Source organism: Lentzea flava, from assembly GCF_014648475.1.
Classification (GTDB): Bacteria; Actinomycetota; Actinomycetes; order Mycobacteriales; family Pseudonocardiaceae; genus Lentzea; species Lentzea flava.
In genome coordinates this window covers 22722-48680 of record NZ_BMRE01000023.1, presented here as the reverse complement: position 1 = coordinate 48680, position 25959 = coordinate 22722, and the positions used below count along the sequence as shown (strand labels likewise).

General features: G+C 68.5%; 23 protein-coding genes and 1 pseudogene. 10 read left to right on the top strand and 14 right to left on the bottom strand.

The window, feature by feature from the left end:
* The first annotated feature begins 386 nt into the window (after window positions 1-386).
* A complete protein-coding gene (locus tag IEZ09_RS24795) occupies window positions 387-860 on the top strand; it encodes a VOC family protein (protein WP_189256147.1) in 474 nt (157 codons plus the stop codon).
* Here IEZ09_RS24795 and IEZ09_RS24790 read toward each other — a convergent pair.
* The 4 genes from IEZ09_RS24790 to IEZ09_RS24775 all read right to left on the bottom strand — a co-directional run bounded on the left by IEZ09_RS24790 (window position 844) and on the right by IEZ09_RS24775 (window position 4745).
* On the bottom strand, window positions 844-2220 hold the full coding sequence (locus tag IEZ09_RS24790; RefSeq protein ID WP_189256146.1) for an FAD-dependent oxidoreductase: 1377 nt from the start codon (window positions 2218-2220) through the stop codon (window positions 844-846). The two genes, IEZ09_RS24795 and IEZ09_RS24790, sit on opposite strands and share 17 nt — an antisense overlap.
* Window positions 2221-3429, bottom strand: coding sequence for an MAB_1171c family putative transporter (locus tag IEZ09_RS24785; RefSeq protein WP_189256145.1), 1209 nt, complete (start codon window positions 3427-3429; stop codon window positions 2221-2223).
* Window positions 3416-3973, bottom strand: a complete 558-nt coding sequence (locus tag IEZ09_RS24780; protein WP_189256144.1) for a hypothetical protein — start codon at window positions 3971-3973, stop codon at window positions 3416-3418. Before IEZ09_RS24780 ends, IEZ09_RS24785 begins: the two co-directional genes overlap by 14 nt.
* Window positions 3974-4037: 64 nt before the next feature.
* Window positions 4038-4745, bottom strand: a complete 708-nt coding sequence (locus IEZ09_RS24775) for a helix-turn-helix transcriptional regulator (protein WP_189256143.1) — start codon at window positions 4743-4745, stop codon at window positions 4038-4040.
* A gap of 241 nt (window positions 4746-4986) precedes the next feature.
* Between IEZ09_RS24775 and IEZ09_RS24770 the strand changes: the two genes are divergently transcribed.
* On the top strand, window positions 4987-5883 hold the full coding sequence (locus IEZ09_RS24770; protein WP_189256142.1) for a GGDEF domain-containing protein: 897 nt from the start codon (window positions 4987-4989) through the stop codon (window positions 5881-5883).
* A gap of 2 nt (window positions 5884-5885) precedes the next feature.
* Here IEZ09_RS24770 and IEZ09_RS24765 read toward each other — a convergent pair whose 3' ends face one another.
* The 4 genes and pseudogenes from IEZ09_RS24765 to IEZ09_RS24755 form a co-directional block, all read right to left on the bottom strand.
* Window positions 5886-6485 (bottom strand): DsbA family protein, encoded by a 600-nt coding sequence (locus tag IEZ09_RS24765; RefSeq protein ID WP_189256141.1) that lies wholly within the window; start codon window positions 6483-6485, stop codon window positions 5886-5888.
* A complete protein-coding gene (locus IEZ09_RS46750; RefSeq protein WP_229812920.1) occupies window positions 6482-6754 on the bottom strand; it encodes a hypothetical protein in 273 nt (90 codons plus the stop codon). The genes IEZ09_RS24765 and IEZ09_RS46750 overlap by 4 nt, the downstream gene beginning before the upstream one ends.
* Before the next feature lie 32 nt (window positions 6755-6786).
* A pseudogene (locus tag IEZ09_RS47515) lies at window positions 6787-6867 on the bottom strand (TetR family transcriptional regulator); the annotation flags it as partial.
* Between the two features lie 63 nt (window positions 6868-6930).
* The gene (locus tag IEZ09_RS24755; protein ID WP_229812919.1) at window positions 6931-7245 is read right to left on the bottom strand and encodes a nucleotide disphospho-sugar-binding domain-containing protein; all 315 of its coding nucleotides are present in this window, start codon (window positions 7243-7245) and stop codon (window positions 6931-6933) included.
* On the opposite strand from IEZ09_RS24755, the gene IEZ09_RS47510 reads away from it, so the two are divergent.
* Together IEZ09_RS47510 and IEZ09_RS24750 are read left to right on the top strand one after the other, a co-directional pair.
* Window positions 7232-7354, top strand: a complete 123-nt coding sequence (locus IEZ09_RS47510; RefSeq protein WP_268247647.1) for a hypothetical protein — start codon at window positions 7232-7234, stop codon at window positions 7352-7354. The two genes, IEZ09_RS24755 and IEZ09_RS47510, sit on opposite strands and share 14 nt — an antisense overlap.
* Before the next feature lie 204 nt (window positions 7355-7558).
* Window positions 7559-9574: an NB-ARC domain-containing protein gene (locus IEZ09_RS24750; RefSeq protein ID WP_189256140.1), complete on the top strand. Its 2016-nt coding sequence runs from the start codon at window positions 7559-7561 to the stop codon at window positions 9572-9574.
* A 92-nt stretch (window positions 9575-9666) separates the two neighbouring features.
* On the opposite strand, the gene IEZ09_RS24745 is transcribed toward IEZ09_RS24750, so the two are convergent.
* Complete coding sequence (locus tag IEZ09_RS24745; protein ID WP_189256139.1) at window positions 9667-10791, bottom strand: hypothetical protein; 1125 nt, start codon at window positions 10789-10791, stop codon at window positions 9667-9669.
* A gap of 232 nt (window positions 10792-11023) precedes the next feature.
* Between IEZ09_RS24745 and IEZ09_RS24740 the strand changes: the two genes are divergently transcribed.
* The gene (locus tag IEZ09_RS24740; RefSeq protein WP_189256138.1) at window positions 11024-13990 is read left to right on the top strand and encodes an ATP-binding protein; all 2967 of its coding nucleotides are present in this window, start codon (window positions 11024-11026) and stop codon (window positions 13988-13990) included.
* 400 nt (window positions 13991-14390) lie between these two features.
* On the opposite strand, the gene IEZ09_RS24735 is transcribed toward IEZ09_RS24740, so the two are convergent.
* The 4 genes from IEZ09_RS24735 to IEZ09_RS24720 all read right to left on the bottom strand — a co-directional run bounded on the left by IEZ09_RS24735 (window position 14391) and on the right by IEZ09_RS24720 (window position 20102).
* Window positions 14391-15257: a Scr1 family TA system antitoxin-like transcriptional regulator gene (locus IEZ09_RS24735; protein WP_189256137.1), complete on the bottom strand. Its 867-nt coding sequence runs from the start codon at window positions 15255-15257 to the stop codon at window positions 14391-14393.
* Between the two features lie 46 nt (window positions 15258-15303).
* The gene (locus tag IEZ09_RS24730; RefSeq protein WP_189256136.1) at window positions 15304-16614 is read right to left on the bottom strand and encodes a DUF2252 domain-containing protein; all 1311 of its coding nucleotides are present in this window, start codon (window positions 16612-16614) and stop codon (window positions 15304-15306) included.
* A gap of 294 nt (window positions 16615-16908) precedes the next feature.
* Window positions 16909-18888 carry an ArnT family glycosyltransferase gene (locus IEZ09_RS24725; RefSeq protein WP_189256135.1) on the bottom strand — a complete coding sequence of 660 codons (1980 nt, stop codon included), beginning with the start codon at window positions 18886-18888 and terminating at the stop codon, window positions 16909-16911.
* Window positions 18885-20102 carry a bifunctional glycosyltransferase family 2/GtrA family protein gene (locus IEZ09_RS24720; RefSeq protein WP_189256134.1) on the bottom strand — a complete coding sequence of 406 codons (1218 nt, stop codon included), beginning with the start codon at window positions 20100-20102 and terminating at the stop codon, window positions 18885-18887. The genes IEZ09_RS24725 and IEZ09_RS24720 overlap by 4 nt, the downstream gene beginning before the upstream one ends.
* A gap of 155 nt (window positions 20103-20257) precedes the next feature.
* Here IEZ09_RS24720 and IEZ09_RS24715 point away from each other — a divergent pair, with 155 nt between their 5' ends.
* From IEZ09_RS24715 to IEZ09_RS24705, 3 genes are read left to right on the top strand one after another with little or no spacing between them, the layout of a single operon-like run.
* Window positions 20258-20923, top strand: a complete 666-nt coding sequence (locus IEZ09_RS24715) for a response regulator transcription factor (RefSeq protein ID WP_189256133.1) — start codon at window positions 20258-20260, stop codon at window positions 20921-20923.
* Window positions 20920-22275 (top strand): sensor histidine kinase, encoded by a 1356-nt coding sequence (locus tag IEZ09_RS24710; RefSeq protein WP_229812918.1) that lies wholly within the window; start codon window positions 20920-20922, stop codon window positions 22273-22275. The genes IEZ09_RS24715 and IEZ09_RS24710 overlap by 4 nt, the downstream gene beginning before the upstream one ends.
* A gap of 29 nt (window positions 22276-22304) precedes the next feature.
* On the top strand, window positions 22305-24389 hold the full coding sequence (locus tag IEZ09_RS24705; protein WP_229812917.1) for a M6 family metalloprotease domain-containing protein: 2085 nt from the start codon (window positions 22305-22307) through the stop codon (window positions 24387-24389).
* Here IEZ09_RS24705 and IEZ09_RS24700 read toward each other — a convergent pair.
* On the bottom strand, window positions 24386-24874 hold the full coding sequence (locus tag IEZ09_RS24700) for a hypothetical protein (protein WP_189256132.1): 489 nt from the start codon (window positions 24872-24874) through the stop codon (window positions 24386-24388). The genes IEZ09_RS24705 and IEZ09_RS24700 overlap by 4 nt on opposite strands.
* Window positions 24875-24932: 58 nt before the next feature.
* Between IEZ09_RS24700 and IEZ09_RS24695 the strand changes: the two genes are divergently transcribed.
* Both IEZ09_RS24695 and IEZ09_RS24690 read left to right on the top strand, forming a co-directional pair.
* Complete coding sequence (locus IEZ09_RS24695; protein ID WP_189256131.1) at window positions 24933-25328, top strand: hypothetical protein; 396 nt, start codon at window positions 24933-24935, stop codon at window positions 25326-25328.
* Window positions 25329-25446: 118 nt separating this feature from the next.
* Window positions 25447-25953 carry a YbaB/EbfC family nucleoid-associated protein gene (locus tag IEZ09_RS24690; protein WP_189256130.1) on the top strand — a complete coding sequence of 169 codons (507 nt, stop codon included), beginning with the start codon at window positions 25447-25449 and terminating at the stop codon, window positions 25951-25953.
* Window positions 25954-25959: the final 6 nt, after the last annotated feature.

Here is a 25959-nt window from a genome sequence, read left to right as displayed (position 1 = left end):
ACAGCCGATCTTCGCCGCGCCTTCGCCGCTCAGCAGGCCACCTCGCGACCGGCCGCCGGTGTTCCGGTCGTGGGGTCGGCACGCAATGTGGTGTGCCCGCCGAAGACGTGGGGTCGGCGGCGCGATGTGGCCGTGTGACCGCTGAGTGCGGGGCGATGGCTGCCTGCTGCACAGCCGACCTTCGGTCCTGGACCGGGCGCGGTGTCTTTGCCGCTCAGCAGCCGACCTTCGCGGTGTCTTCGCCACTCAGCGCGCACCAAGCGCCGCCATCTGCCCACCGAACACAGGGCAAGACCCAACTCCCACAACATCACCCGAAAAGTAGGACCGGACCTGTCCTGCATCCACCGTACGGTCGTGCTGCACAACATCGAAGGGATGGACTGATGAACGTCGTGCCCGAGGGCTACCACACCGTAACCCCGTGGATGATCACGAACGGCCGCACCGCCGAGCTGATCGACTTCGTCACGGAGGTGTTCGACGCGACCGAGCTCGGCCGCATCGGCGAGGCCCCGGAGATCGGCCACGCCGAGGTCCGCATCGGCGACTCGGTGGTGATGATGTTCGACGTGCCGAACTGGCCGAAGATCCCGGTCTTCCTCCGCGTCTACGTCGCCGACGACCTGGCGACGCTGAAGAAGGCGGAGGCGCTGGGAAGCACCGTGGTCACGGATCCGACGGAGTTGTTCTGGGGCGACCGGGTCAGCCGCTTCACCGACCCGTTCGGCAACCTGTGGTGGTTGCACCAGCGCGTCGCGGACCCGTCTCCGGAGGAGATGAACGCCAGGATGCACGATCCGGCGTTCATCAAGGCCATGGAGTACGTGCAGGGCGCGCAGTTCACTCCGGCGATGTGACCCGCTCCCGCTCATCGGGCCTCAGCGTGGGTTCCGGCGACACCTCTCGCCGGGGCCCGCGCATCGTCGCCCACATCATCCTGGGGCTGAGCAGCCTGGCCATGGGCCCGGACAACGTGAACGCGTCCAGGAACACCCGCGTCACCGCCGCCTCGGTGGTGGCCGTGCGCACCAGCCGTTCCACGTAGCGCTGGAGAACCCGCCCTGCCAACGGCAACGGCTTCCCCACGGCGCCCGGATAGAGGATGTCCTGGTTGGTGGCCATGGCCCAGGCGCCGTCGACGACCTTGCCGATGCCGCGCTGGATGCGCTGGGCGCCGTGCCCTGCCGCCAACCCGGCGTCCAGGACCTGGGCGCTCTGCGCCGCGATCGACATCCCGTGCCCGTAGACGGGGTTGTAGGTGGCCACCGAGTCGCCCAGTGCCAGCAACCCGCTGGGCCAGGACTTCAAGCGCTCGTAGAACATCCGGCGGTTGGCCGTGCTGCGTGACCCGTACACGGGCGACAGCGGTTCGGCCGACGCGATCAGCTCGCCCACCACGGGATTGCGCACGGATCGGGCGAAGTCCACGAACTCCGACTCGTCGGTGGACGGCTCGCCGCCTCGAGTCCCGGACAGCGTCACGAGCCACCGGCCGTCCTCGATGGGCAGCAGTGTGGCCGTGCAGCCGGGGTGCGGATCACGGGGGTTCGCCTGCACGTTGACGATCGGAAAGTTCGAAGCAGCGGAAGGAGGAGCCCGGAAAATCCGGGTGGCGTAAGCAAGTCCGGAGTCGACGCTCTCGGAGTGCACCGCGGGCAACCCCAACGAGGTCAGCCAGCCCGGCAGCCGTGAGCCGCGTCCGGTCGCGTCCACGACCAGGGTGGCCTCCAGCGAGATCTGCTCGCGCGAGATCCGGTCCTCCACCAGCACACCGGTGACGGCGTGCCGATCACCCAGCAACGACACGGGCTCGGTGCCGGTCAGCACCGAGATCTTGTTGTCCCGCAACGCCTGGCTGCGCACCACCCAGTCCAGCAGTCCGCGGCTGCACGAGACGATGAACTGCATCTCGGGGAACCGCGGCACCCACCCCTGGGCGCTCAGCGACACCAGGTCGTTCGGCACCCCGATCCGGTGCGCGCCCGCGGCGAACAACGCGTCCAAAGTCCCCGGCAACAACGACTCGATCGCACGGGCGCCACCCGACATCAGCAGGTGCGCGTGCCTGGCCTGGGGCACACCGGACCGCGGTGAGGGTCCGTCCGGCAGCTTGTCGCGCTCGACGACGGTGACCTCGTCGACGTGTCTGACGAGAACGGACGCCGCGAGCATGCCCGCGAGTCCTCCTCCCAGGACAACGGCGTGTGTGGGTGCCATCTAATCCATTCCCCCTGCTGCTTCCACACGAGTGGCGACCGCCGCGTCCACGATCGGCGAGTGCTGGAACGCCCGCGAGATGCGCACCCACCTGTCGTGCTCGGTGGTGAGGTCGGTGCCGTCGACGATCTCCGCGGCGGGACGGCGCTTGGCGGGCGTCCTGCGACCGCCGGATCCCGCTGCCCGCAGCTGGGCCGCCTCGACCACGGCGGCGACCTCGTCCTTGGGCAGGGCGGCCTGGCGTGCGAGGGAGGTCGCGGTCTCACCCACGGACAGGTCGAAGTACGGCGTGAGCGCCCAGCGCCAGTCGTTGAGCTCGATGATCTGCCGCCGCACCCGGTGGTGCGGGTTGAGGAACTTGCCCGGCGCCACCAGCACGATGCCGGGGTTCACGTGCACCAGAGCGCGGTGCAGCGGGCGCAGGGCGAAGTACGTCCGCCACCGCCGCAGCCACAGCGACGGCGACGGGCGGCGCGGGCCGAAGACCGGCAGCGCCATCGCGATCACCAGCGGGATCATGCTCAGCGACGCCATCAGCGGCGCGGTGAGGCTCAGGATGTCGAAGCTGCGCTCACCGGCCCAGTCCATCATCAGCACGAACAGCTTGATGGCCGCGAACGCCACCGGGAAGAGGCCGGCGAAGCAGTACCAGCGCAGGCCGCGAGCGAGCCACGGCCGGGCGGAGATCGCCTCGTCCCGCGCACCCTGCCAGCAGTGGTACGCCTGGCCGCCGCACCCGACCCCGGTCGCCACGAGGTAGATGAACAGGAACACCGCCACCGTTGGCTGCGTGGCGTAGAACGTGTCGAAGTCGACCTGGCGCTCCTCGTCGACCTCGGACTTGAAGAACAGCACGATCATCGCCGCGACGATCGAGGTGTAGCTGACGACGATCAGCCGGACCCGTTGCCACGCCAGGGCTGCCGGGTAGCGCCAGTACAGCACCAGGGAGAACGACGCGCCGGCGAAGCAGACCACGAGGCTGTAGACGAGCAGCGCCGCGAAGTTCGGCACGCCGGTCGTCCAGTTGATCCACGTGATGTTCGCGGGCGCGGCGAACAGCACGGCGAACGCCGAGAAGAACACGGTGGAGATCAACGCCACGACCCGCGGGCTGCCCCAGCTCGACCGCAGCGCACGGATCTTGTACGCGAGGAGGAGCAGACCGACGATGCCGCACGAGAGGTAGATCAGGTTAAAGATCGCCACGACGCACCCAGCGAGATCTTCCTTCGAGAGACTCGGCCACCCGGCGCACGTGCGCGGGCTCCTCGGTGGCGGCCGTGTCGGCCCACACCCGGTGTTCCGTGAGGCGCTCCAGCAGGTGGTCGGCGAGGTTCTCGGCCTCGCGCTCCTCGTCCTCGGTCAGCGTCGTGCGCCCGGCGATGATCTGCGCCATCCGCGGCAGCAGGTGCGGCGCGAGCCTGCGCATGCCCTCGCTGCGGCCGAGCGCCACCGGCTGGTGCTCCAGCAGCACGTGCGCGAACTCGTGCAGCAGCACGTGCAGGCGGTGGTACCAGGACGGGGAGTCCGCGCAGATCACGAGATACGTACCGTTCTCCAGCAACGCGGTCGCGCCGCTCAGGCAGACGGCGTTCGTGATCGCGGCGAAGCGGACGTCGACCGCGCGCCCGAGCCGTTCGCTCATGAGCTCGCAGACCCGGCGGCTCGCGTCCCGGTGCGTGGCGTCGGGCGGCAGGTCGAGGTCTCGGGCGACCTCGTCGACCAGCTTGCGCAGTTTCCTGCGGTTCACCCGTCGCCTCCTCTCGATGTCGTCTGCAGCGGTCCAAGCAGAGATCTTCACGCCGGTGTCGTCATCAAGTGTGGTCCGCGGATGTACGGCGGCTGTTCAGCGGGAACGACCAGCCCTCCCCGACTTCGAGCGCCTGCCGGAACCCTTCTACCGCAGCGGCCCTGGCCTGCGGGGAGAGTTCGCCCGTACGTTCGGCCAAGCGGGTGACGAACTCGACGACGCCGAGTTCGCGCAGTGCCAGGAAGTCCGTCAGCTCCGAGTCGACCCTGGCCGCGAGGTCGTCGTCGAAGAAGTACGCGGGGTCGGCGCCGAAGTGGTCCGCCAGACCGAGGATGTGCTTGAGACGCGGGTTGTCGCTGGTGTTGCTCAGCAGTTCGCGGATGTAGCTCGCGGAGATGCTGCCGAACTGGCCGGACGAGCTGATGGCCGCCGCGACCTCCTCCGGCGACCACGGCCCGCGGTCCGGCGGGTGCACGGCCTCGAACAGGGTGCTCAACGCGGTGGGACGCCAGCCGGGCCGCTCACCGGGGTGCAGCTCGCGGCGGCCGCCGACGAACACGGCGGGGTGCACGCCGAGCGCGCCGGCGAGGTCGACGATGGCCTGGCAGGTCGGGTTGTCCTTCACGCCGAGGCGGAGCTGCGAGATGTAGCCGTGCCCGATGTCGCCACCCCGCGACTTCACCGCGGCGGCGAGCGCTACGTTGGTCACCTTGCCCTGGCCGTTGGGCGGGTTGTTGCACAGCTCGTTGAGCATCTCGGCGAACGGCCTCACGCCACACCTCCGCTGGAGCGACCCCTGGCCAGCGATCATTCCACTGTTGTGGAACCCGCAGAGCATATGGCATCACAGGGGTTGAATCCACCACTGTGTAGCCCTATGATCACACTCCGCCGCTTCAACTGATGTGTCGCGTTTGATCCGAACGACGTCACTTCAGTTGAAAGTGGCAGTTCGAGCCAGTCAGAGCTGATGTCTGGGGGGACTCATGGCGACTGCGCGGATGGGGCTTCCGGTGGACCACGGTTCTCTGCGTCTGCACGACGAGAGCGCTCCCTCGCGCTGTGGCACGTGCGCACAACCCGTTGGCGCATGGGCGACGGATCGGCTGACGGGCCTGCTCGGCCGCTGGGGCTGGGACGACCAGGCGCCCGCGCTGTACCGCCGCGCTCAGCGCCGCTGGGAGCAGGTCGCGCTGCTGATGATCGACCTCGACCGCTTCAAGAAGATCAACGACGAGTACGGCCACCCCGCAGGGGACGTCGTGCTGGGCGACGTGGCCGGTGTCCTGAAAGCACACACGCGCTCGTCGGACCTCGTGTGCCGGTACGGCGGCGACGAGTTCCTCGTTCTGCTGCCGCGCACCACGGCGGGTGAGGCCGCTGTCGTGGCCGAACGGATCCTGCGCGGAATCCGCGCGCTGCAGACCGAGATCACCACCAACGACGGCTACGGCATGACGTTGTACGGCCAGACGGCGTCCATCGGCGTCGCGTCCCACGTCCCCGGCAGCGACGACACGTTGATCGACCTGGTCCGCGACACCGACGCGGCGTTGCAGCGGGCGAAGCGCAAGGGCAGGGCCCGCGTCCAGGTGCACGACGCGAGCGCTTTCGCGGCAGAGCGGAACCCCGACACCTCGGCGCTGCACCACCTGATCGCGTTGCAGGACCTGATGAGCACCGACCAGCTGCCGCACGTGCTCGTCGCGTTGTCCGACGGCGCCAAGGTGCTCGACGAACTGGTCTCAGCACTCGGCCCGAACGTGCACCGCACGCTGGACCACCTGCAGGACAACGGTTTCGTGCACCGCCGGGCGGCGCGCTACGAGCTCACCGCAGCCGCCCGCGAGTGGATCACCGACGTGCTGCCCGCCGTGGCCGCGTGGACCAACCGTCACCACACCAACTGACGTCAGAGCAGGGCGGCCAGCCTGGCCTCGACCTGCTCGACCGTGGCGTGTCCACGTGCGAGCGCGTACGCGTTGCTCCCCTTGACCGCGATCAGCGTCGGAAAGCTGCTCACGCCGAGCCGTGCCGCCAGCTGGAAGTCGGCGTCGGGCACAGCGGTCTTGAACGCGCCCACGACCGCGTCGGAGTCGAGGCCGAAGTCGTCGGCGATCTTCCGGTAGGTCTTCGCGTCGGACAGGCTCAACCCGTCGTGGAAGTACGCCTTCTGCATCGCGATCGCCAGCTCGGCGGCCTTCTCCGGCGCGGCCTGGCGCAGCGCGATCAGCCCCCGCGCGGCGTCCCCGGAGTCCATGACGAACGTGCCCTCGTCGAGCACCGCGTTGAAGGCCTCGCCGAACCACGCCCCGGTCTGCGCGGTGACCTGGACGTTGGCGGCCTTGATGAACCCGTACTCGCGAATCGGCACCCGCCGCTGCCCGGTGAACAGCCCACCGGAGACCACCTCGACCGGCAGGTCGGGATGACGCGCGATGACCTGCTCCAGGGTGCCGGAGAAGGCGTGCGACCAGCCGCAGTAGGCGTCGAAGACGTAGACGAGCTTCACGGTGGAAGCAAAGCACCTGATCGCGTGGAATATTTCCGTCTGTGACGACCGGCACTCCAGGACCAGCCGCACTCCTTGACGAGCGTCCGCCACGCCCCGAACCCGAAGCAGAACCACAGCACGTCCGTGGCCTTGTCGACCTCCATGCCGAGAAGACCTTTGTCGCACAGGTGTTCCGCGACATTCCGCAGCGCCTGCCGGTACGCCGTCGTGCTCCGCTCCCAGAGCGCTGCCCCGTCCTCGTGCGCAGGGATCGCCGCGTAGAGCACCTCGACCACCTGCTGCCCGCGCTCGAGTAGACGGTCTGCGGCGCGACCCCGGCCTGCTTCGCGATGTCCGCCACCGTGACCCGCGCGTACCCGTTGGCGGAGAACAACTCCACGGCCGCACCCTCGACGGGTGTCGGCGGCGTCCCAGGCACGGCGCGGCGAGTGGTAGGACCTCGTCATGGACCGGCTTCCAGCATCAGGACCACCTCATCCGCGTCCGGCATCGCGGCGATCTCCTTGGCGATCGCGGAGACGTTCTCCCGGAAGCTCACGTCCTCCAGCACCGACCGCACGGCCGCCACCAACGCCTCCGGTGCCTGCGCGGGCGGGTCGAGCGCGATCCCGGCCCCGGCCGCCGCCACCCGCTCGGCCTGGAAGAACTGGTCGGCCCCTGCGGCAGCACCACCAGCGGCACACCTTTCATGAGCCACCAACGGCCCCACGTAATCGCAGAGCTGGGCCACGACCAGATCGGCCTTGAAGCCCTCCACCACCGCGAACGCCTCGTCCGCCGTCAGGTCGATCCAGGTCCCCGCGGGCCTGGAACGCGCGGGCGAGGGGGAGCAGCGGCAGCAGGTGGCCGTGCTGCGGAACGCTTGAGAAGAGGATGCGCATATTCATCAGAGTGCCCATCTGACGAATTGCGGTGGGTGTCTTGCCCGACCTCCACGTCGTAGCGTGGTCGCGGGGTGATGTCGGGTGGCCAGAGTCGAAAACACCATGTCCGGAACCACCTGTGGAAACGTGGTGCAGGCCAGGACGATCGGTACGCTGAACATCCATTCCGGACCGCCTGGAATCGCTGTGCCGCAACAGTTGCCGCCCGCACCCAGGGTGTTCGTCAGCAGGGTCGAGGAACTGACGGAGCTCGACAGGTGGCACGAGCACGAAGATCATCAGTTGCTCGTCGTGGTCAGCGGACCTCCTGGTGTCGGCAAGACCTCGCTGGCGCTGAGGTGGCTGCACGACACGCGCGACCAGTTCCCCGACGGCCAGCTCTACGTCGACCTGGGCGCCCACGCGGACGCCGCACAGCCCGACGAAGTGCTCGAGTGGTTCCTCGGCGCGCTCGGTGTCGAGGTCGTGCCGCCGAGCCTTCCGCAACGCCAGGCGCTCTTCCGGTCGCTGACGGCTGATCGCTCGTTCGCGGTCCTGCTCGACAACGCCGCCAGTGCGGCCCAGGTCAGGCCTCTGCTGCCCGCTTCGCCGAGCTGCGTCGTGGTGGTGACCAGCCGGTGGCGGCTCAGCCCGCTCGGCATGGACGGCGCCAGGTTCATCGAGGTCGACCCGATGGACCTCAGTGCGTCGGTCGAACTGCTGGAACAGGTCGTGGGGGAGCCCCGGCTCGCAGTGGAAGCCGACGCCGCGCGCGAGCTGGCCAGGCTGTGCGGTGGCATGCCGATCGCGCTCGGGGTGATCGGCGCGCGGTTGTCCAGACGGCCGCGGCGCACTCTGGCGAGAGAGGTCGACGAGCTGAGAACCGAGAACCGCCGGCTGGCCGGCCTCGACCTCGGCGGTTCCACGTCGGTGAGCGCGGTGCTCGACTTGTCCTATGTGGACTTGCCGCAGCGACAGGCCAAGCTGTACCGCCTGACCGCGTGGCATCCGGGTCACAGTTTCGGTGTGGAGGCCGCGGCGGCGATGCTCGCCGACGACGTCGCCGATGTCGAGGACGATCTCGACGATCTGGTGGAGAAGAACCTGCTGATCGAGGTCGGTGACGACCGGTTCCGGTTCCACGACCTCCTGCGGCTCCACGCCCGTGGGCAGGACGACACCGAACGCGTGGAAGCGATCCACCGGGCCGTGGAGTTCTACCTCGACAAGGCCGCCGTCGCCGACTCCGCCGCGATCCCCGGCCGTCCTCGTGTGGGACTGCGCTTCAAGTCGGCGGACCCGGACGTGTTCGGGTCGCGGGCCGAAGCGCTCGACTGGCTCGACCACGAGCGCGACAACCTCGTGCAGTCGTTGCGCGCGGCCGACGTCCACGGCTGGCCGGAACTCGTCTGGCAGCTCGCCGAGGCCATGTTCGCGCTGTTCCAGCGGCGTCACCACTACTCGGACTGGCTCTACACCCACGAACTGGGCGTGCGGGCGGCGCAGTTGTGCGGTGAGCGGACCGCGGAGGCGCGCCTGCGCAACCAGCTGGCGGTGGCGTTGCGAAACCTCGGCCGGCTCGACGAGGCGACCTTCCAGATCCGCACCGTGCTCGACCTCGCGGGTGACCACGATCTCGGCAGCCGGGCGACGGCCCTGGTGCAGCTGGGCCACATCCACCGGTTGAAGGGCGAGTTCGACATCGCCCTCCGGTACTTCCGCGAAGGCGTGGACGTGGAGACCTGCCACGGGCGCGTGCGTGGCGTCGGTCTCGCTCGTCGACGGGTCGGCGAGGTGCTCATCGCGATGGGCCGCATCGACGAAGCGATCGCCGAACTCCAGGAGTCCGAGGCGTTGCTGGACAACGTGGTCGACAAGGCACGCGCACGGATGTTCTTGTCCCGCGCGCTTCTCCACGCCTCGCGGTTCGGCGAGGCTGCTCGACTCGCCGACGGCGTGCTGGCAGACGTCCGCGACGCGGGCTCACCGTTGCACGTCGCCGACGCGTTCGAGTTGATGGGCGAAATCGCCGAGCGGCAAGGCGATCTGGTGCACGCTCGCGACCACTACCGCTCCTCGCTGGCCTGCTACGGCGAATCCTTCGACCCGAGCGCCGACCGCGTCAGGGATCGGCTCGCCGCGCTGGATCGGGACGACGACGAGCGAGCAGCCGACGTACCTCTGCAGCAACAGCCGGGCGACCGCGAGCGCGACCGCGGCTGACAGCTCGGGCGCGGCCAGCAGCACGTCCGCCAGCGTCCACCACTTCGGTGCTGCCCGGTCACTTCGCACGAGCAGCACCCCGTTCTCCCGGATCACGCCGTCGTCAACGAACACGGCGCCACCGGTACGGCGTGGGCGGGTTCCTGGATGCCGAGCAGGCGGTACATGGTGGCGCGCAGAATGGCGCCGGCCTGGTCGAGCCGAGAGCTGATCAGGTCCGCGAATCCGGGTACGGCAACGGCTTCCGCGATGTCACCGGCGAACATCGGCACCACTCGCCGCAGGGCGTGTGCGAGGCTGCCGTCACGGACCTCTGGACACGTGGCGAGCAGGACGCGCGTCCCGACCGCGGCGGCGTACTGAGTCGTCGACCCGAAATCACCGACGACGACATCGCTCGCGATCACCGTCGCCCGCCAGCCCTCCTCCGGCGGAATGATCATCACCTCGCTGCCGGCGAGCCACGACCGCACCTGCCACTCGCCGTGCGCCGCCCAGATGTTCGGGTGCAGCACCGCGGCCACCTTGCCGCTGCGGGGGAGTTCCCGATACAGCTCAGGGCGTTGGTGGAACGTCGACTCCGCGGTCCAGGTGGAGCTGATCGTGACGAGCGTCTCCCCGGGTTCCACGCCGAGCGCCCGCCGGTAGTGCTCGCGAAACGGCAAGCTCGCCCGCATCCGGTCGAGGCAGATGTCCCCCGCCACGACCGCAGCCGGCAGCGCCTCCGGACACGACTCGGCCAGCACGTCGAGCTCCTGGTCGTGCGACAACACGATCGCCGAGGCGGGCACCTTGCCGTCGCGCATGAGCAGCTGCCGATCAAGCCCGTGCACCGGCCGCGCACCTTCTCCTGCCGCGCGAACCCGTTGCCGCGACTTCATCGCACTCGCCCCGTGCGGCAGCACGAGCACCGGCCCCGGCGCCCGGTCGATGAACCGGTAGCTGGCCGCGAGCACCAGGTCGAACTCGTGCTGCAACGCCATCTCCCAGGGAATGACCAGCCCACCGATCGCGCTGAGGAACCTGGTCGTGCTGCCACACGGCTCAGGCAGTGTGAAGTACACCTGGATGCGAAAATCGCTGTCCAGCAACGGCAAAAGGTCGAGCAGCCGCGTGCCCGCCACCACGCTGGGCACGATCACCAGCACTTTGCGGCATCCCGGCACCGTCGCCCGGTGCACACCTCCCGCGCCGAGCGGGGTCGTGAACCAGTTCATCCCGGCCTCCCTCCGTAGAAGCGATGCCAAGACCATCCGGCCGAGACCGTTCATTGAGCTGTCAAAAACTCTTCGCGCACTTCAAAGCACATCCGGCGACGGCGATCAGACGGGTTGCCGCCACCATTCACACGCGCATGTCAATGGACTGTCACTTAACTGTCACCTTCGGCCGAACGAGTGCGTTGCATCGGTGTTGAACAGGGAGGACACTCTTCGGCGGGGATGAGGGGTGGCGCTCGTGGATGCGCGATTCACGATTCTGGGACAAACGGGAATACGTGTCGGCGAGACCGTCGACACGCAATGGGGCCCGCCCAAGTTGCGCGCCATGCTGGCTGCTCTGCTGGTGCAGCCAGGAGCCTCTGTACCTGCGGCGGAGCTCGTGGACTGGGTGTGGTGCGAGGACGATGAGCCGCCGAAGAACCCGACCCAAACGCTCCACTCGTATTCCTGGCGGATCCGGCGAGCACTCGAATCGATGCAAGATCGAGTGGAATTGCTCGTCACGAACGGTGCTTATCGGCTCACCGTTGAACGAAAATTGATCGACTACTTCCAGTTCCGGGAGCTCGTCGATCGTGCCCGCGATCTGGCCAGGCGTGGCGATCATCAGCAGGCATTGGACGCGATTCGAGCCGCATTCACCATCTGGCGCCACCAACGTCCACTCGAAGACCTCAGATCCGACCGTGCCGAGGCGTGGCGCGACCGAGCCCTGCAGATCGTCCAGATGCCCGCGTACGACCTGCTCTGCACCGAGTATCTCGTGCTGGGTGAGTACCACTCGGTCCTGCAGGTGCTCGACGACCTGGCGCCCGACTACCTGGCGCATCCGACCTTGCTGAAGCGGCGGCTCGAGGCACTGCACCTGTTGTCGCGCACCGACGAGGCGACTCAGCTCTACCTGAGTGCGTACCAGGCCTGCAAAGCCTCGCTCAACGAAGCCGCGGCACAGGACCTGCGCGAGTTCCACGACCGCCTCAGGGAACATGGTGTCGCCCGTACCGCACCGTTGAGCGGCACGGCGGGTGTGCTGATTCCCGAGCAACTCCCACTCGACGTTCCGCTGTTCGTCGGTCACGCCGACAAGTTCGCCAAGCTCGACGCCATGGCGGCACAGCCGGGAATCGTTGTCGTGGACGGCCCCGCCGGCGTCGGCAAGACCGCGTTCACCGTCCACTGGGCCCACACCCGTCGAGCCCGTTTCCCTGACGGCGTGCTTTTCGTTGATCTGCAAGGATTCTCCGACGGTGCCATCGTTGAAGCCTCATCCGTCGTCGACCGCTTCCTGCAGGGCCTCGGCGTGCCTCCGGACCGGATCGCCAATCCTGAGCACCGCCTCGCAAAGCTGCAGTCACTGCTGTCCGGGCGGCGGCTGCTGACGGTTCTCGACAACGTCAGGGACACCGATCAGATCCACCAGCTGCTGCCGGTGTTCTCGTCCGGTGTGGTCGTCGTGACGAGCCGGTCCAGGTTGTCCGGCCTGGCGGCTCGACTTGCACCGCAACGGATCTCGATCGACCCGCTGAGCGCGGATGAAGCGTGCCGACTGCTCGTCGACCGCATCGGTGATCGCGGCAGCGGAAGCGACGAACTCGTGGAGCTGACTCAGGTCTGCGGTGGCCTGCCGATCGTGTTGAAAGTGCTCGCGAACCACATCGCGACACGGCCGGGTGTGCAGCTGGGTGCGTTCGTGACGCACTTCCGTGAACGGGGTGTGCTCGACATCGGCACGATGCACGGACCGCGTGCCGTCTTCATGCAGTCGTTGCGGGCTTTGGACACTGCCGCGCATCTGCTGTTCCGGACACTGGGCGCACATCCGGGTCCGGTGATCAGCGTGAGTGCTGCGTCCGCCATGGCGGCGTTGCCCGCGCGCAGAGTGCACGACGCGCTGGACGCTTTGGTGGAGGCTCACCTGCTGGAGCAGGCCGGCGCACTGGACAGGTACCGGTTGCACGACTTGCTGCGCGAGTTCTCGGCAGGGCTGCTCGACAACGCGGCGGAGCGCCGCGCGATCGAACGCCGCATGCTCGACTTCTACCTCAAGACTGCCGAGAACGCGGACGTACGAGTGCTCCCCACGATGGTTCGAGTGTCCAAATCGGACGCCGATGAGAACGTCGAGGCGCTCGAGTTCGGGGACAGGGTGTCAGCACATCGCTGGTGCACCGCGGAGGCGCAGAACATCGTTGCCCTGGTGCGGTTCGCGGTCAACGCAGGGTACTTCGAGCACGCCATGCGAATTCCTCAGATGGTCGGCCAGATCTGGCTGAGGCAGGGGCTGACGGCAGAGGTGCTGAACGTCCTGCACCTCGGTCTGGCTGCCGCGAAGGCGCTCGGTGAGCCGGCGGAGGAGGACGCCGCCGGGCTGCTGCAGCAGATCGGGCACACCTACCTCGCCCGTCAGGAGTACGGGCGGGCCGAGCACTACGTGCACTCCGCACACCTGGCCTACCAGCGAGCGAAAGGCGACCAGACCTCCGGGGTGGCGACCTGTTTGCACACCGGTGCACGGATACTCGTCGCCACCGGCAACGTGACCATGGGCATTGATTCCCATGAGCGCGCTCTCGCACTGGTCCGCAAGATCGGCGAAAGCGGTCCGGGGATGGAGAAGGTCTTTCTTTACCGCGCTGGTGAAGCGTACAAGGAAGCATTCGAGTACGAGCGTGCCGCTTCGTACTACCACAAATCGTTGGCGTTGGCTCGTGACCAGGAAGACGAGGCCTCCGAAGCCACCGTTCTGCAGCTGCTGGGTGAGTTGAGCTTTGCCAGGGAGCGCACTGCGGAGGCGCGTGGATTCGCCGAGGCGGCATTGTGGAAACACGCCGGCTTGCTGGCGGTGGGTCGTGTCGGTGAGGTCTGCGCATTGCTGAGTCAGATCGAGCTTGAAGACGGCAACATGTTCGAAGCTAAACAGTATGCGCGCAAAGCGATCCAGTTCTGCGGCCGCGCGGACGCGCCGCTCAGTGAAGCGACTGCGTTGCACGTGCTCGGCCGTGTTCTCGCGCGGGACGGCCAGCGGGATGGCGCGGTCGAGGCCCTGACGATCGCTGCGGCTCTGCTGGCCGACCTGCAGCCGGAGCGCGGTGAGCGAATCGCGGTTGAGCTGCGCGAACTTCAGCGTGAAATCGATTTGCCCGGCGCCCGCACGGATTCGCCCGTGGTCGATCGGCGTCCTGAAGCCTTCTGACGGCGTTCTTTACTGACAGGTATCTTTCGCGGACGACTGCCCTGTTCGAGTGTCGCACTGAAGTGCGACTGGTTGACGTCGGTGCCCGTCGGGGTGTTATATGCGACCTCACCTCGCATCTCAGCGACAAGAAACCAGGAGAACGGCCTTGAACAAGGCTCTACGTCGGTTTGTGTGCGCCGTCTTCGGCGTGTTCGCTGTTGCGGCGGCTGTGGCAATGACCCACGCCGACGCGACATCGACCGAGGTCAGGACGGCCTCGAAACACTGGGTCGACGAGATCAGCGGCGACGACCAGCTCGACTAGGCGATCGCGCTGGAACTCCGGCTTGCGTGCCCGTTTTGAAAGCAGTTCACGTTCTTCTTCTGTCTGGTGGGCGGACGTGTGCCGCCCACCAGCTCAGGAGGCGTACTTCTCGCCCGTTTGCCGATCCATGTCGTAGGCCCTGCTGAAGTGTTCGAGGTAAGCGCGCGACTGCTCCGCGTTCATCGCGCACTTCCGCAGCGAGCTGACGATGTGGCGGAACGGCTGCACGTCGTTGTCCGACGTGATCACCACTACTCCGGGGACCAGCGTGAGCACGGCCTGCCGGTCGTCGTGCACCTCGAAGCCGTGGGGAAGGACGGGCGTGAGCTCGCTCTTGTGGTGGATCACGCGAAGTACGACGTTCGGGTACCGATCGCTGATCGTGGCCAGCTCCCAGGTCTGTTCCGCCATGATCCGCGACGAGCCGACACGGGTTCCCAGCGCCGACGCGAACACGTAGAACTCGAACCGGAAGCCCGGCGTCGCCATCATTTGCTGCCGCCTGCGCAGCAGCGCCGTTGCTGCCTCGGTGTTGCGTTCGGACAACGGGCCTGCCGCCGCGAGCAGGTAGTCGCGGGTGCGCAGCCAGTCAGGCACGACGACGGGGTCCGCTGCCACGACGTATCCGGCGTTCCCGAACTTGGCCAGCAGTGCGGTGTGCTCCGTGATGACTCCACGGCGCAGCACGACACGACGCGCCGCGTGTTCGTCCTGCAGACGGTCGATCAACTCGAGAGCTCGTGCCGATGCATCGGCCTCCATGCCCAGCCCGGCGGCCAGCCGGCGCACGTCGTCCGGGCTCGGCAGCAGCAGACCGGTCTCGATCCTGGACAGCTTCGACTGGGTGAACCCAGCCCGCCGAGCGGCCTCGACCCCGGTGAGCCCAGCCCTCTTCCGCTGTGTGCGGAGAAGAGCACCCAGGTCGTCGAGGTCGTGCTGGGCGTCGTCGGAGCGGGCCATCGGGGTTCCTGTCGTTCGATTGGCCGCAAACGTACCGCCGAACGGCTCACGCGGTCGAGCCGACACTCTGGAACCGGCCCTCCCGGAACGCGTCCACGAACAGGCGGTGGTCCTCACGGGTCTGACGCGCGTAGTCGAGGGCGAACGCGACGATGGCGTCGGTGAACGCGGTCTCCCGGTCACCGATCACGGCGGCGATGGCTTCCTCGCACTGGAACGCGACGAGGGTCTGCTCGGAGTCCTCGTCGGCCACGCAGTGCATCTTGGCCGTGGCGCGGCCCAGGTGGTCGAGGACCGGGAGCATGTCGGCGGGCTCGGTGAGGTCGGACCAGTCGAGGTCGGCCTCGTAGGGGGAGAGCTCGGCGACGACGTAGCCGACGCCGTTGATCTGGGTGTGGCCGAGCCACGGGTCGGCGTGGGCCTGCAGGGCCCGTTGCGAGACGGCGGTGCGGTGGCCGTGGTCGGTGAAGTAGTCGCGGATGCGCTGGTCGGGGACGATCCGGCTGGGGGCGGCTACGTTGGCCTGCTTCATGGACAGGACGACGTCGTTCTCCAGCGCCTGGGTGCGGCCCTCGACCAGGATGTTGTAGGCGTGCAGGCCGGCTGAGCCGATGCCGAAGCCGCTGCGGCCGACGACGTCCTTGACGGTGTAGGTGCGGCTGCTCGCCCGCTTGCCGGTCGGGATGGTGTCGAGGTAGGACGCGAAGGCCTCCTCGACGGTGGCGCGCGCCTGCGGGTCGAGCTCGTGGGTGCCCTCGCGGTCGCGGCGGAAGACGCGTTCGTAGTCGACGATGACGGTTTTCTCGTCCAGCAGGCCGATTCGGGTGGCGAGGCGGGCGCGTTGCAGGACTCGGTGCAGGGCGCCCTCGGTGCTGTCGAGGCGCAGGCTGAAGAGTTCGTCGTTCGGGTGTTCGGCGAACGAGCGGACCTGGGCCACGTAGGCGGCGACGTAGGTGCGGATCAGGTCGGTGATCGCGCTGTCCGGCAGTGCCTTGCGCCAGCCCAGCAGGGCCATGGAGGCGGCGAAGCGGCGGAGGTCCCAGGTGAACGAGCCGAGGTAGGCCTCGTAGAAGTCGTTGACGTCGAAGACGAGCGTGCCCTCGGAGTCCATGTAGGTGCCGAAGTTCTGCGCGTGCAGGTCGCCCTGGATCCAGATGCGGCTGGTGCGGTCGTCGGTCCATTCGTCGGGCAATTCGGCCATGTCGGCGTAGAACAGGCAGGCGCTGCCTCTGTAGAACGCGAACGGTTCGGCCGCCATCTTGCGGAACTTGTGCCGGAACGCGGCGGGATCGGCGGACATCAGCCCGGCGAAGGCGTCCTCGAGCACGCTCACAATGCGGTCACCGCGATCGGTCATGGTGCCCCTCCCTCTCGCTCCTCCAGGACGCAGATCCCAGCACGAGGATGCTCGTGCGGAGCCATGCGTCTGCAAATTTCACGAGACGGGCAGGAATCGAGAAGCTTGCGGCGAGAGGGCCGGCCTAGCGTCGACGGCATGTGCTTCATGTTCGGAGCCAGCAGGGAACAGGTGTGTCACGTGCTCGGCCTCGATGACGAGGAGTTGCCACGGGAGGAGGTGCTCGTTCCCGCGGCTGAAGACCGGCCGCGGGACTAGGGGCGTGCGCCTGGGCCGTGGCCTGGGCGCATCACCTCACGCGTGGCACTCCAGCAGGGTCTCGGTGGATCCGCCGTACGCGCTCGGGTCCACTGTGGAGCAGTGCTGCTGGATCCACTCCTGGCGGCCGTGGTCGCCGCGGCCGCCGCGCGGGCCGCCGCGCTCTCCGCCGCCGAGCACGAACTTCAGCTTGCCCTCGCTCACCCACGACTGGAGCTGGTCGACCGACGGCGCGTTGTCCGAGCCGGAGAACCCGCCCATGCCGATCACCACCTCGTCCGAGCCCATGATGAACGGCGAAGCCGCCTGCGCCGATCCGTCGACCGCCAGGGTGATCTCGGCGCCGCCGCTGTTCTCCTTGGCGTACTTCAGGATCCGCTTCTGCTCGTCGGTCAGCTCGCCGCGCATGCCACCCGGACCACCGATCATCGGCCCGCGGTTGCGCATGCCTCCGGGTGGTTGCATTCCAGCGGGTGGCTGCATCCCGTTCGGCGGCGGCTGGCCGTTGCGGTAGATGAACCCACCGCCGGCGCGATCGATCGGCCCGGCCGCGGGCATCACGCCGTTGTTGCTCGCCCTGGCAGCGGTGGCGGTGGACCACACCGCGGGGGTCAGCAGCACGGCGACGAGCGCGGCCACCAGCCCGACCCGCCGCAGACCGAGAAGGAGCACGACCACCGCGACCACGGCGACTCCGATCGTCGCCCAGCGAGTCCACCCGTGGAACGACGTGTCGCGCGACACCACCACGAACGCCCACACCGCGGTGATCGCGACCGTCAGCGGCAGCAGGAACCGCACAAAGCTCTTGGCGCGCCAGAACATCACGATCCCGGCAGCACTGATCGCGGCCACCGCCGGCGCCAGCATCGTCGTGTAGTACGGGTGGAAGATGCCCTGCGCGAAGCTGAACACCGCGGCCGTGACGAGCAGCCAGCCACCCCACATGAACCAGCCGGCGCGTTCGGCGGGATTGCCGGGGGCCTTCGCCCGCCACCGCAGCACGCCGGCGACGGAGACCGCGGCCAACACCACCAGGCACAACGGCAACAGCCACGAGATCTGCCCACCGACCGAGGCGTCGAACATGCGCGTGATCCCCGGCTGCCCGCCGAACATCGCACCACCGCCGGGCCCGGCGAACTCCATCTCCGGAGGCGGCCCGGAACCACCCCGGTTGCCGTCACCGCCGAACACCCGGCCGAGACCGTTGTACCCGATGATCAGGTCCCAGGCGCCGCCGTCCGTGCTGCCGCCGATGTACGGCTTGGATCCCGGCCACCACGCGTGCAGCGCCACCCACCAGAACGACGACGCCACGAGCACCGCGGCGGCCGCCAGCAGGTCGAGAATCCGCCGCTTCACCGGCGTCGACACACCGACGAGGTACGCCAGAGCGAAGGCAGGCACCACGATCCAGGCCTGCAGCATCTTGGTCAGGAACCCGCAGCCGAGGAAGAACGCGCACCACAGCAACCACTTCCTGCTCCCGTCCGCGCGAACAGACCGTGTGAACGCGTAGGCCGCGGCCACGAGCAGCAACACCAGCAGCGTGTCCGGGTTGTTGTCCCGGTTGATCGCCACGGTGATCGGCGTCAGCGCCAGGATCAGCGCCGCGAGCAACGCCACCTTCTCGTCCGCCCACAGCCGGACCGTGCGGTGCAACAGGAACACCGCCGCCACACCCTCGATCACCTGCGGCAGCAACACCGCCCACCCGTGGAACCCGAAGAGCCACACGGCGACGGCCTGAGGCCACAACGCCATCGGCGGCTTGTCGACGGTCACCACCCCGGCGGGGTCGAAGGAGCCGAACAGGAAGTTGGTGAAGCTCGTCGACATGGACTTCGCGGCGGCCGAGTAGTACGCGTTGCCGATCTGGCCGGAGCCGATCGCCCACACGTACAGAACCCCTGCCACTACACAGATCGCGACGAGCGCCCACACGTGCCAACGGGAAGGCCGGTGGGATTCCGGCGTGTCGGCGGGAGAAGCCACTTCGGCAGTGGCGGTCATGCCTGGTCCTTTCGGTTGACCCGGCGGAACACCCAGCTCCGCAACAGGAAGAAGCGCCCCACCGTGCCGATGGCCGACGAGCCGAGCAGCACGGCCAGCTCCAGCGCGCGGGACGGGTCGGGAACGGCCGCGTGCAGGACGAGCAGCGCGGCCGACGTGAACGCGTAGTAGAGGCCGAACACCACGAAGCCCTGCAGATGCGTTCTGCCGCGGGCGGTGTTGCGGGCCGTGAAGGTGAAGCGGCGGTTGGCCTCCGTGTTGAAGAGAGTCGTGATCACCAGAGCGGCGAGGTTGGCCGTCAGCACCGGCCACCACAGCCGGAAGACGCCGTACAGAGCCAGGTTCGCGAGCGTGGAGATCACGCCGATCACCGCGAACGACAGCATCTGCCAGGAGAGCCCGCCCTCGCTGCGGCTCAGCACGGCGTCGGGGTGGATGGCGCGGGGCTGGGGCCGTTGCGGCAGACCGCGAACGAGCGCCGTGCCGTTGGCCTTGGCGCGCGCCACTCGGATCAGGCCCTTGATGTCGTCGATCGCGGTGCGCACGACGTCGACCCGGCTGTCCACGTCCTCGACCCAGTCGACCGGCACCTCGTGCACCCGCAGACCGTTGTGCTCGGCCAGGAGCAGCAGCTCGGTGTCGAAGAACCACGCCTCGTCGCGCGCCCGGTCGAGCAACGGCCGGACGACCTCGGTCCGCGCCGCCTTGAAGCCGCACTGGGCGTCGCTGAACCGCGCGCCGTGCGTCAGCCGGATCAACGCGTTGTACGCGCGGGAGACCAGCTCACGGCGTGGTCCGCGCACCGTCCGCGAACCGGGTGCGAGCCGAGAGCCGATCGCGAGGTCCGAGTGCCCGTTGAGCAGCGGCGCGACCAGCGGCAGCAGCCCGTCCAGTCCGGTGGAGAGGTCGACGTCCATGTAGACGACGACGGCCGCCTCGCTGGCACCCCACGACTCCCGCAACGCGAGCCCGCGGCCCTTGCGGTCGAGGTGGTGCACGCGGACCCGCTCGTACCGGGCGGCCAGCTTCTCGGCCACCGCCAGGGTTGCGTCGGTGCTGGCGTTGTCCACGACCACGATCGACCAGTCGAACGGGAACTGCTCTTCGAGGAATGCGTGCAGCACCTCGACGCAACCAGGCAGGGCGCGTTCCTCGTTGTAGACGGGGATCATGATGTCCACCGTCCCCGTGGCCTGTGCGGTGCTCACCGCCATTGGATCTCCGTTCTACTGTGGACACAGCGGTGATCGCTGCACCACCGAGAGTGGTGACGCGGTCGTGAGAACGTCCTTGGCTTCTGCTGAGAGATTCGTGAGAGGCGGCCGCTTCACACAGCGGGCTCACAGGTTCCGTCTCTACCGTCACCGGCATGCGACTGCTCGTGGTGGACGACGACCCGGACGTCCGGGACAGTCTGCGGCGCAGCCTCGAGTTCGAGGGCTACCAGGTCACCACCGCCGCCGACGGAGCCGAGGCGTTGCGCCTGCTCACCGGCATCGACCTGGCGATCCTCGACCTGATGATGCCGAACGTCGACGGTTCGGAGGCCTGCCGCCGGTTGCGCGCGGCGGGAGAGCGCCTGCCGGTGCTGATGCTCACCGCCCGTGACGCGCTGGGCGACCGGGTCACCGGCCTGGACGCCGGCGCCGACGACTACCTGGTCAAGCCGTTCGCGCTGGAGGAGCTCCTGGCCCGCGTCCGCGCGCTGCTCAAGCAGAACCGGCTGAGACCGGTCCCGAGCGCGCTGCGCTTCGCCGACCTGGCCATGGATCCGCAGGCCCGCGAGGTCACCAGGGCCGGCACGCGGCTCGACCTGACCCCGACCGAGTTCGACCTGCTCGCGGTGTTCCTCCGCGAGCCGCAGCGGTTGCTGACCAAGCAGCACCTCAAGCACGCCGTGTGGGGTCACGACCAGGGCACCAACAACCTCGACGTGTACATCGGCTACCTGCGCCGCAAGACCGAGGCAGGCGGCCGGTCCCGTCTGCTGCACACGGTGCGCGGCATGGGTTTCATCCTGCGCGAGTCGTCGTGAAGGCCCCGGTGTTGCTGCGCAGCAAACTGGCGTTGATCACCGCTTGCGTGGTGGCGGTCGCGATCGCCGGGATCAGCGTCGTCACCTGGCTCGTGACCGAGCACAACCTGCGCACCCAGCTGGACAAGTCGATGCTCGCGAGCCTGCCGCCACCCGTCCTGCGGCCACCGGAGCCAGGGATGCGGCGGGAGTTCAAGCTGCGGTGCGACGAGGGCGTTCCCGGCCAGGGGCTGCAACTGGTCCTCCAGGGCATCCAGCTGTTCAAGTCCGACGGCAGCACCTGCGCGCCGCCCGGCGTCGACCCGGTCGTCACCATCGCCGGCGACGACCAGGTGACCACCACGACGTTCCGCGACGGCCTGACGGCGTCGGGGGCGTCGGTGCGGGTTCTGCTGGTACCGCTGGACAACGGCGACGTCCTGATCCTCAGCCGCAGCCTGGTCGAGATCGACGACACGCTGGCCGCGCTGGCGGGGGTGCTGGTGAGCGTCGCCGTCTTCGGCGCGGTGCTGGTCGCCGCACTCGGCCTCTGGCTGACCCGCCGCGCGCTCGCCCCGATGGAACGCCTCACCGAAACCGCCGAGCACATCGCCCGCACCGAGGACCTGAGCACCCCGGTCACCGTCTCGGGTCAGGACGAGGTCGGCAGACTCGGCCGCGCCTTCACGTCGATGACCGCCGCACTGGCCGAATCCCGCCGCCGGCAGCGAGATCTCGTCAACGACGCCGCCCACGAGCTCCGCACACCGTTGACGAGCCTGCGCACCAACATCGATCTGTTGGTGCGCAGCGAACGCACGGGCCGCGAGCTGCCCCAGCGCGGTGAGGTCCTCGACCGCCTGCAGGCCCAGAGCCAGGAGTTCAGCGACCTGGTCACCGAGCTCGTCGTGCTCGCCCGCGACGACCGCGAACTGGCCCGCGAACCCGTCGAGGTCGCCGACGTGATCGACCGCGCCGTGAAACGCGCCCGCAGCCGTGCCCACGACCACGTCTTCGACGTCGACCGCTCGCCGTGGCGAACCCTCGGCGACGCCGCCGCGCTCGAACGCAGCGTGCTGAACCTGCTGGACAACGCGGTGAAGTTCGGCCCGCCCGGTTCGACGATCACCGTCCGCTCCCGGCCGGGCTGGCTCACCGTCACCGACGAGGGCCCCGGACTGCCGGCCGAACACAGGGAGGCGGCGTTCGAACGGTTCTGGCGCGCGCCCGGTGCCCGCGGCCTGCCCGGTTCCGGCCTGGGGCTGGCGATCGTGGCGGACATCGTTGCGGTGCACGGAGGTGCCGTGCGGTTCCTGCCCACCGGACAAGGCGCCTCAGTACGCCTCAAGCTGCCGACGATCGTCGGTGGTTGACGCGGGCGGCTCTGCACCACGGTGGTGGTATGGACCGCAGACACCGGCGCCCTGCCCTGATGATCACCGCGCTGTTATCGGTCGCGATGATCACTGCCGGCAACTCAGCCGCTTCCCCTGACCAGCCAACACATCCGTGGCAGTACGACCACTGGCCCCAGCAGCAGCCCTGGCAGCAGACCAGGGACGCGGCGCGCGTGGCCGCCGTCGACGGGTTCCCCGGCCCGATCGACCCGCAGAACTGGGTCAACCCGGACCACATGACGTGGGAACGGGACTACAGGAAGATCCCGGGAACGAACTGGGCCGACCCGGCTGTCCGCGGCTCGGTGCGCAACTTCAAGGGCGCGCCGGTCCTCCTGGACTACCCGAACCAGCCGTTCGTCGTCACGCAACCGAAGAACTCCACGGTGTTCGGCAACCCGAGTGCGGAGGCCAACAACGTCCCTCGCAACCAGGTCGCGCAGTTCTACCAGGACTTCCTCAACAAGCCGAACGGGCTCAACCGCGGCCACACCGTGCACGAGTACTGGATGGAGACCTCCGGCGGGCGCTACGGCGTCGAGCTGAAGGCGTTCGGCCCGTACACGATGCCGGGCAAGGACCACGAGTACGCCATGGAGTTCCAGGGCGGCACCGGTTGCCCCGCCGGTGACTCGTGCAACCGCAACATCCGCACCGACGGCCGTGCCGCGTGGGTCGCCGACGTCGGCAACGAGGTGCCCAACGGGTACGACTTCATCTACTACCTGTCCGCGGGCCAGGACGAGTCCGGCACGTGGCAGGAGTTCGGGATGATGAAGTTCCGGACCAAGGAGGACGTCACCGACGACTTCGGCCCGCCGGACCCCGCACTGCCGAACTGGTCGAAGACCCGTTATGTCGACTGGACGTCGTGGGCCGCGGGTTCGAGCATCTGGCCCAACGCGGGCGGTGGCTCCTCCGCGCAGGCCGAGAGCTCGGGCCAGGGCGTGTACGCGCACGAGCTGAGCCACATCCTCGGCATCGGCGACAACTACAACAACCCGTACGGCAGCCCGCCGCGCCGCGACTACAGCGGCCCGTGGGACATGCTGTCGCGCGGTTCGTTCAACGGCCCCGGCGGCCCCCACTCGCGCTGGACGATCCCCGCGACCGGTGGCGGGTCGCTCGGCGCACAGCAGACGTTCCGCAACCGGATCAAGCTCGGCATCATCGACGAGCGCAACGTGCTGCGGCTGTCCAGGGAAGCGCTCTCCGGCTCCGGCGTGGTCATTGCGAAGATCACCGCCCGCGAGGTCAACCCGGGGATGACCGGCCTGACGGGCATCAACCTCGCGCTCGGCACCGGTGACAAGTCGCCCGCCTGCAACGTGGCGACCAACCCGTTCTGCGATGGCGGCGGCTACAACAACTACACGCTCGAGGTCGTCGACAGGATGGGCGCCGACTCGTTCACTCCGGACGCGGGTGTGTTGCTGGCCAAGACGAAGAACCAGGACGCGGCCCCGTTCACGTGGGTGATCGACGCCAACCCGCAGGACATCGGCATGACCGACTACGTCCTGCCCGACGGCACCAAGGTCCCGATCACGGTCGGCGACTACCGGCAGCTGGCGGACGCCCTGTTCCACGCGGGTACGAACTCCGGCAGCGAGTACGAGTACGTCGACACGGCCAACCGGCTGCACTTCTACGTGCTGGACGTGCAACGCGACTCGCGCGGCGTCTTGTCCTACACGGTGGCGATCCGGTCGCTGGACGGCGCGGGTCCGCAGCAGCGAGGCGTGCGGGTCACCCCGACCGCGGCTCGCGTCGACGGCACAGGCGTTGCGACGTGCCGCTTCCCGCTGACCAACACGGGCCGCACCGCGCCGCCGGGAAGCCAGCACCCGGAGCCCGTCGACCAGTACCTCGACGGTGACGTGTACCGCGTGACCGCGAAGGCGGAGAACGGCTGGTCCGTCTCCGTGCCGAACGCCTTGGCCACGGCCAAGTTCGGCGGGCGCGTCGACGTCGCGGTGCACGCTCAGCGCACCGGTGGGCCGATCTCGTCGAAGGTGACCCTCACGGCCACCTCGGAGAGCAACCCGGCCAAGACCGCCACGGCCACCTGCACGGTGACCGGCCGTTAGACCGTTTCGTCCAGGTGCGCGTCCCACACCGCGTGGGCCTCGGTGTGGGACGCGGCACCGACGAAGAACGCCTCCGCCATCGCGTCGAACTCCGGGTCGTCGCAGTCCACGTCCATGAACTTCGGCTTGTGCACGGCGAATCCGCGCGAGTCCTGAGCTGGCCGGTAGGGCAGAGCGAGCCGCATGCTCTGCCGCTGCGGTCCGTAGTGGACGGCCTCGATCAGCAACGCGTCCGTCTTGCCCTGGTCGAGGTGGATGTAGCCGTCGGCCACGAGCACGGCGCCGAGCCAGCTGGGATCGCCGTCCGCCAGCGCGTCCTGCCCGGCGCGGGCACCCTCGGCGTAGTCGTCGAACATCAGCCGGTCCATTCCGTACTCGCCGTCGGGGTGCAGGTACCCGAGCAACGGGATCAGCGTCTCTCCTTCTGAGACACACCAAACACCGTGGGCGGCGAAGAAGCCTGCCAGCCTCGCTGTCTCGATCATGGCGGCCAGGATGTCAGTTTCGCCGGTGCGACGACTGCCGATCTGCGAATCTCGTTTCGTGATCAGGAATCTCCTGCCGGTCGTGCTGGTCGCCGCCTCGACGACCGCGACCGGCTGCGGCGTCTTCTGCACGGACACGTCACTCGAAGCCCGCCCGGCGTCCGGCACGCCCCTGGCTCTGGAGGCCGTGCTGTCCTCCGACGGCACACCGGTCTCCGGCGGCCGGGTGGCGTTCTACACGCGAGCCACCGGTCCCGCAGGTGAGGAGGGGCGCCTGATCGCACAGGCCACAACGGACTCCTCAGGCGTGGCACGGCATGTGGTGCAGGGCGGCGAGCAGGCGTTGTACTACGAGGGCGCGACCCTGAACGGGTACAAGGTCACCTTCGACAACCTCGACGAGGTGAACGGCGTGCGCTACTGCTCGTCGTCGGCGGAGGGCAGCATCGCGTAAGCCTCTGGGCGGACCTCCGACGAAACCCGGATGACCCCGGTCCGGTCGTTCGGACAACGCGTCGGCCTGAGGTGTGCCATCCTCTGGTCCGTACGGTCGAGTGTGGGGTGGAGTGCAGGTGAAGACGCCCGAAGAGTGGATGCGGGACTTCGAGGCGAAGATCGCCGCGGCGCAGGCGAAGGCCGCCGCTGTCCAGGAGGGACTGGCACAGGCGGGCGGTTCGGCGTCGTCGAACGACGGGGCGATCACGGTGACCGTGGCGCCGAACGGTGCGCTGACGGGCCTGGAGCTGACGGCGGACGCCATGCGGAAGGCGCCAGGTCAGTTGTCCGGGGAGATCCTCGAGATCGCGCGCAAGGCGCAGCGCGGTGCGGCGGTGAAGGTCGCGGAGACCTTCGGTGCCGTCGAGGGCGAGGGCTCCGAGACGTATCGCCTGATCACCGAGTACCTGCCGCCGCCGGAGGAGGAAGAGCAGCCGCAGACGTCGGGTTACGCGTTCAACGAGGAGTACGAGGAACGCGCCGCGACTGCCGCGCCACCGCCGCCTGCCCGTCGACCCGCGCCGCGTCCGAGCATCGATGAGGACGAGGACTTCGGCGACAGCTCGATCTTCAAGAACCGCTGATCGGCC

Coding starts and splice junctions, on each gene's coding strand:
- IEZ09_RS24725 (WP_189256135.1), bottom strand. CDS start 18,888: ATGACCGCCACTGCCGAAGTGGCTTCTCCCGCCGACACGCCGGAATCC.
- IEZ09_RS24720 (WP_189256134.1), bottom strand. CDS start 20,102: ATGGCGGTGAGCACCGCACAGGCCACGGGGACGGTGGACATCATGATC.
- IEZ09_RS24735 (WP_189256137.1), bottom strand. CDS start 15,257: ATGGCCCGCTCCGACGACGCCCAGCACGACCTCGACGACCTGGGTGCT.
- IEZ09_RS24745 (WP_189256139.1), bottom strand. CDS start 10,791: ATGAACTGGTTCACGACCCCGCTCGGCGCGGGAGGTGTGCACCGGGCG.
- IEZ09_RS24705 (WP_229812917.1), top strand. CDS start 22,305: ATGGACCGCAGACACCGGCGCCCTGCCCTGATGATCACCGCGCTGTTA.
- IEZ09_RS24790 (WP_189256146.1), bottom strand. CDS start 2,220: ATGGCACCCACACACGCCGTTGTCCTGGGAGGAGGACTCGCGGGCATG.
- IEZ09_RS24700 (WP_189256132.1), bottom strand. CDS start 24,874: ATGATCGAGACAGCGAGGCTGGCAGGCTTCTTCGCCGCCCACGGTGTT.
- IEZ09_RS24795 (WP_189256147.1), top strand. CDS start 387: ATGAACGTCGTGCCCGAGGGCTACCACACCGTAACCCCGTGGATGATC.
- IEZ09_RS24730 (WP_189256136.1), bottom strand. CDS start 16,614: ATGACCGATCGCGGTGACCGCATTGTGAGCGTGCTCGAGGACGCCTTC.
- IEZ09_RS24715 (WP_189256133.1), top strand. CDS start 20,258: ATGCGACTGCTCGTGGTGGACGACGACCCGGACGTCCGGGACAGTCTG.